Genomic DNA, 5,566 nt, shown 5'->3' with positions numbered 1-5,566 from the left:
GCAGGCGGCCTACAACCTGCCCTCCGCGACCGGCGGTTCGGGGCAGACGGTGGCGATCGTCGACGCCTACGACGACCCGAACGCCGAGGCCGACCTCGCCGTCTACCGCTCGCAGTACGGGCTGCCCGCCTGCACCACGGCCAACGGCTGCTTCAGGAAGGCCGACCAGAACGGCGGCACCAGCTATCCCCGGGGCGACTCCGGCTGGGCGGAGGAGATCTCCCTCGACCTCGACATGGTCAGCGCGGCCTGCCCCAACTGCAAGATCCTGCTGGTGGAGGCCTCCTCGGCGAGCATGACCAACCTCGGCACGGCCGTGAACACCGCGGTCAGGCTGGGCGCGAAGTTCGTCTCCAACAGCTACGGCGGCGGCGAGTCCTCCAGCGACCCGACCTTCGACACCCAGTACTTCAACCACCCCGGTGTCGCCATCACCGTCTCCTCCGGTGACAACGGATACGGCGTCGAGTACCCGGCCGCGTCCCGGTACGTGACGGCGGTGGGCGGCACGTCCCTCAAGGCCGCGTCGAACTCCCGCGGCTGGACCGACACCGTGTGGAGCGGCGCGGGCTCGGGCTGCTCCGCCTACGACGCCAAGCCCACCTGGCAGACCGACAGCGGCTGCGCGAAGCGCACCGTCGCCGACGTCTCGGCGGTGGCCGACCCCAACACCGGTGTGGCGGTGTACGACAGCTACCGGCAGGCCACCGGCTGGATGGTGTTCGGCGGCACCAGCGCCTCGTCCCCGCTGATCGCGGCGACCTACGCACTGGCGGGCTCTCCGTCCTCCGGCTCGTACCCGGCGTCGTTCCCGTACGCCCACACCTCGGCGCTGTACGACGTGACCAGCGGCTCCAACGGCAGCTGCTCCGGCTCGTACCTGTGCACCGGCACCAGCGGGTACGACGGTCCGTCCGGGCTCGGCGTCCCGAACGGCACGGCTGCCTTCACCGGCTGAGCCGCCGCACCGCCCGGCCGCCGAACCCCCCTACGGGGTGAGCCGGTTGGCCGTGTGCACCGCGCGGAGGACCGCCGCCGCCTTGTTGCGGCACTCGGTGTCCTCCGCGACCGGGTCGGAGTCGGCGACCACGCCGGCTCCGGCCTGGACGTACGCCGTGCCGCCGCGCAGCAGGGCGGTGCGGATGGCGATGGCGGTGTCGGAGTCGCCGGCGAAGTCGAGGTAGCCGACGCAGCCGCCGTACAACCCCCGCCGGGACGGCTCGAGTTCGTCGATGATCTGGAGGGCGCGCGGCTTGGGCGCGCCGGACAGCGTGCCCGCCGGGAAGCAGGCGGTCAGCACGTCGAAGGCGGTACGGCCCGCGGCGACCCGCCCGGTGACGGTCGAGACGATGTGCATCACGTGCGAGTACCGCTCGATGGACATGAAGTCGACGACCTCGACGGAGCCCGGCTCGCAGACCCGGCCCAGGTCGTTGCGTCCGAGGTCGACGAGCATCAGGTGCTCGGCGCGCTCCTTGGGGTCGCCGAGCAGTTCCTCGGCGAGGGCCTGGTCCTCCTGCGGAGTGGCGCCGCGCGGGCGGGTGCCGGCGATGGGATGGACCATGGCCCGCCCGTCCTCGACCTTGACCAGCGCCTCCGGGGAGGAACCGACGACGTCGAATCCCTCGAAGCGGAAGAGGTACATGTACGGCGAGGGGTTGGTGGCCCGCAGCACCCGGTAGACGTCCAGCGCGCTCGCCGTGCACGGCGTCTCGAAGCGCTGCGAGGGCACGACCTGGAAGGCCTCGCCGGCGCGGATGCGCTCCTTGATGTCCTCGACGGCCGCCTGGAAGTCCTGCCCGCCCCACAGCGCGGTGTACTCGGGCAGTTCGGAGGGCGGCAGCGCGGCCGGGGGCTGGGCGACCGGCCGGGACAGGTCCGCCTCCATCGCGTCGAGGCGGGCGACGGCGTCCGCGTAGGCCTCGTCGACGCCCGTGTCGAGGTCGTTGTGGTTGATCGCGTTGGCGATCAGCAGCACGGTGCCGTCCCAGTGGTCGAGGACGGCGAGGTCGGAGGTGAGCAGCATGGTCAGCTCGGGCAGCCGCAGGTCGTCCCGCTCGCCCGGGCCGACCTTCTCCAGGCGCCGCACGATGTCGTAGCCCAGATAGCCGACCATGCCGCCGGTGAAGGGCGGCAGGCCCAGGTCGTGGGCGAGGTCGCGGGGCGTGTGCAGGGCCTCGACGGTGGCCCGCAGGGCGGCCAGCGGGTCGCCCTCGACGGGGACGCCGACCGGCGGCGCGCCCAGCCAGTGGGTGCGGCCGTCCCTCTCGGTCAGGGTGGCGGCGCTGCGGACGCCCACGAAGGAGTACCGGGACCAGGAACGCCCGTTCTCCGCCGACTCCAGAAGGAACGTGCCGCTGCGCTCGGCGGCGAGCTTGCGGTAGAGCGCGACCGGGGTGTCGCCGTCGGCGAGGAGCTTGCGCGTGACCGGGATGACGCGCCGGTCGGTGGCGAGCTTGCGGAAGGTCTCGAGGTCCATGCCGCCGACCTTACTGATCGGACGCCGGGGCGGCGGGAGAGTCGCCGTCCTTGAGCAGTACATCGGCGTCGAAGCAGGTGCGGGCGCCGGTGTGGCAGGCGGCGCCGACCTGGTCGACCTTGACCAGCAGGGTGTCGGCGTCGCAGTCGAGCGCGACGGACCTCACCCACTGGAAGTGGCCGGAGGTGTCGCCCTTGACCCAGTACTCCCGGCGGCTGCGCGACCAGTAGGTGCAGCGGCCGGTGGTGAGCGTGCGGTGCAGCGCCTCGTCGTCCATCCAGCCCAGCATCAGCACCTCTCCGGTGTCGTACTGCTGGGCGATCGCGGGGAGGAGTCCGTCGGCGCTGCGCTTGAGGCGCGCGGCGATCTCGGGGTCGAGGCTGCTGGGCCGGGGGGTGCCGGGCGTGCTGGTCATGGATGCCATTGTGCCGCGCTGCGGTGACGGTCCGGGGGCGCGTCCGGTGTGCGGACGCGCACCGTGGTCGTAGGCTGACTCCATGTCGACCTTTGCCAAGCGTGAACGGCTTCTGCTCGCCGACCTCTTGGAGACCGCGGGTCCCGAGGCGCCGACTCTCTGCGAGGGCTGGCTCACCCGGGATCTCGCCGCGCACGTCGTGGTGCGCGAGCGCCGCCCGGACGCGGCCGGCGGCGCCCTGATCAAACCGCTCGCGTCCCGCCTGGAGAAGGTGCTCCAGGAGTACGCCGCGAAGCCGTACGAGGAGCTGATCCAGCTGATCCGTACCGGCCCGCCGCGCTTCTCCCCCTTCCAGCTCAAGCAGGTCGACGAGGCGGCCAACACGGTCGAGTTCTACGTCCACACGGAGGACGTCCGGCGCGCCCAGCCCGACTGGGCACCGCGCGAGCTCGACCCCGTCTTCCAGGACGCCCTGTGGTCCCGGCTGGAGCGCACCGCCCGGCTGCTGGGGCGGGGCATCCCGACAGGCCTGGTGCTGCGCCGCCCCGACGGCCAGACGGCCGTCGCGCACCGGGGCACGCCGGTGGTGACGGCGACGGGCGAGCCGTCGGAGCTGCTGCTGTTCGCGTTCGGCCGGCAGAGCGCGGCCCGCGTGGAGCTGGAGGGCGAGCAGGACGCGATCTCGAAGGTGTCGGAGACGAAGCAGCTGGGGTTCTGAGCGGGGTTGGGCGCGGCGCAGGCCCAGGCTGACCACGCCGCGCACGGCCGTGACCCGGCCCGGGCAGGCGGGATCGGCGTGGATCTGCAGCAGCGCGCCGCCGCACAGCGCGCCGCTGAGTCCCGCGACCAGGCCGATCAGCACGGCCACCGCGACTGCCGCGACTCTGAGCGGGGCCGGTGTCCGGTCCGGCGGGCGGTGGTCAGGTCTGCGGGGTCCGGCGGGCGGTGGCTCAGCGGGGCAGTTGGGCGCGGCGCAGGCCGGGGGCGGCCAGGGCGGCGACGCCGCCCAGGGCGCACACCGCCGCGCTGACGACGAACACCGGACCGGTTCCGAAGGCCCCGATCGCGGCGGCGGACAGCGGCATGCTGAGCGGGGCGAAGCCTAGGCTGACCAGGCTCGCGACGGCGGTGACCCGCCCGAGATACGCCGGTTCGGCCTGGGTCTGCAGCAGCGCGCCGCACAGGGCGCCGCTGAGTCCCGCGAGAAGGCCGACCAGCAGGGCCACCGCGACGGCCGCGACGACGCCGGGGGCGTAGGCGAGGGCGCCGATGGCCACGGAGCCACCGAAGACGAAGTACGCGACCAGCTGTCCCGCGTGCGGCAGCCGCCCGCGCACGGTGAGCAGCAGGGAGGCGGCACCGGCCCCCGTGCCGAACCCGGCCACCACCCAGCCCATGCCGGAGGCGCCCCAGCCGCGTTCGTCGGCCAGCAGGGTGAGGCCGACGTTGAGCGGACCCGTGAAACCGAGGTCGCCAAGGGCGATGGCCAGCATCAGCGGGGCCAGGACGCGGTGCCGCCGTATGTAGCTCAGGCCGACCAGCAGATCGCGCCAGGCGGTGGTGTCGCCGGTGCCGGCCGTGTCGTCCGGGGGCAGGTCGCGCATCCGGACGGAGACCAGCAGCGGCACCGAGACGGCTATCAGCAGCCCGGCGAGCCCGAAGGCGGCCGCCGCGCCGCCGAGTGCGACACCCAGCCCGCCGAGCGGGGCGCCGACGACGTTCGCGAACCGGATCGCCAGGCCCCGCATGCCCTGTACGCGGGCGAGCTGGCCCCGGCTCGTCAGACGCGGGGGCAGGGCGCCGACGGCGGGCATGAACACGGCGTCGACGGTGCCGAAGACGAGGGCGAGCAGGGTCAGCGGCCACAGCCCGGGGCTGGTGATCCACAGCAGGGCGGCCACGGCGAGGACGGCGGCGCACCGCACCGCGTCGCTGCCGATGACGACCCGGCGCGGACCGAACCGGTCCGCGACCACTCCGCCGCCCAGCATCAGCAGCGCCCTTGGCAGCGCACTCACCGCCATCACCGCTCCGGCCTGCGCGGGCGACCCGCCCCGCACGGCCGCCCAGGACAGGGCGATGTAGTAGACGTTGTCGCCCATCATCGACGCGGTGTAGGCGCCCAGCCAGCGCAACACGTTGGCATCGCGGTGCGCGGGGCGTTCGACGGCGGGTGCGTCGGCGGATGTCGCGGACACGGTGGTCACTGTGGCGGCCTCTCTCAGACGCGGAACGGGAATCCGTACATGTGCAGCGCGACGTTCTCGCGCCCCTCGGTGTCGCCGGCCGCCTCACGGGCGCGGCCCTCGTCGTCGTACTTCTTCAGGAGGTCCAGGAGGTCCTTCTTCAGCTCGGCCAGTTCGCCGGCGGTCAGCCGCAGCAGTGACTCACTGTCGTGGGCGGCCTCGTTCCACTCCGGCCCCCAGTGGGGGCGCTCGTCGAGGTAGGTGCGGTACATCTCGGCGCGCTGCTCCAGGAAGAGCCGGGAGGCCGCCAGGTGCGTCGCCACCTTCTCCGGGGCGTCCTGGAAGTCCTTGTCGCGGATGGAGACGCCGTCCGAGGCGGGCTGCCACCAGCGTTCCCGCGCGTCCGCGCTGCGCGGCTCGGCCTCCTCGATGAGTCCGTGCTCGGCGAGCTTGCGCAGGTGGTAGCTGACCAGCGACACGGCCTCG

5 protein-coding genes and 2 pseudogenes are annotated in these 5,566 nt (G+C 73.3%); 2 read left to right on the top strand and 5 right to left on the bottom strand.

What is annotated here, in order from left to right; genetic code table 11:
• A pseudogene (locus ABZ484_RS38200) lies at positions 1–958 on the top strand (hypothetical protein); the annotation flags it as partial.
• 30 nt (positions 959–988) lie between these two features.
• Here the strand turns inward: ABZ484_RS38200 and ABZ484_RS38195 are convergent.
• Together ABZ484_RS38195 and hisI are read right to left on the bottom strand one after the other, a co-directional pair.
• Positions 989–2,479, bottom strand: coding sequence for an anthranilate synthase component I (locus ABZ484_RS38195; RefSeq protein WP_358870553.1), 1,491 nt, complete (start codon positions 2,477–2,479; stop codon positions 989–991).
• A 10-nt stretch (positions 2,480–2,489) separates the two neighbouring features.
• Entirely contained in the window at positions 2,490–2,894 is a 405-nt protein-coding gene (hisI, locus tag ABZ484_RS38190; protein WP_358870552.1) for a phosphoribosyl-AMP cyclohydrolase, read from the bottom strand.
• A gap of 82 nt (positions 2,895–2,976) precedes the next feature.
• Here hisI and ABZ484_RS38185 point away from each other — a divergent pair, with 82 nt between their 5' ends.
• Entirely contained in the window at positions 2,977–3,612 is a 636-nt protein-coding gene (locus ABZ484_RS38185) for a TIGR03085 family metal-binding protein (RefSeq protein ID WP_358870551.1), read from the top strand.
• A gap of 18 nt (positions 3,613–3,630) precedes the next feature.
• Here ABZ484_RS38185 and ABZ484_RS38180 read toward each other — a convergent pair.
• The 3 genes and pseudogenes from ABZ484_RS38180 to ABZ484_RS38170 all read right to left on the bottom strand — a co-directional run.
• Positions 3,631–3,777, bottom strand: a pseudogene (locus ABZ484_RS38180) (MFS transporter); the annotation flags it as partial.
• Positions 3,778–3,844: 67 nt separating this feature from the next.
• Entirely contained in the window at positions 3,845–5,092 is a 1,248-nt protein-coding gene (locus tag ABZ484_RS38175; protein WP_358870550.1) for an MFS transporter, read from the bottom strand.
• 23 nt (positions 5,093–5,115) lie between these two features.
• A partial coding sequence (locus ABZ484_RS38170) for a transcriptional regulator (RefSeq protein WP_358870549.1) occupies positions 5,116–5,566 on the bottom strand: 451 nt, incomplete at its 5' end.

The organism is Streptomyces sp. NPDC006393 (assembly GCF_040628575.1).
Lineage (GTDB): Bacteria > Actinomycetota > Actinomycetes > Streptomycetales > Streptomycetaceae > Streptomyces.
The sequence above is the reverse complement of the archived record's forward strand: the minus strand, read 5'-3'. Positions and strand labels throughout refer to the sequence as shown.

Coding starts and splice junctions, on each gene's coding strand:
- hisI (WP_358870552.1), bottom strand. CDS start 2,894: ATGACCAGCACGCCCGGCACCCCCCGGCCCAGCAGCCTCGACCCCGAG.
- ABZ484_RS38185 (WP_358870551.1), top strand. CDS start 2,977: ATGTCGACCTTTGCCAAGCGTGAACGGCTTCTGCTCGCCGACCTCTTG.
- ABZ484_RS38195 (WP_358870553.1), bottom strand. CDS start 2,479: ATGGACCTCGAGACCTTCCGCAAGCTCGCCACCGACCGGCGCGTCATC.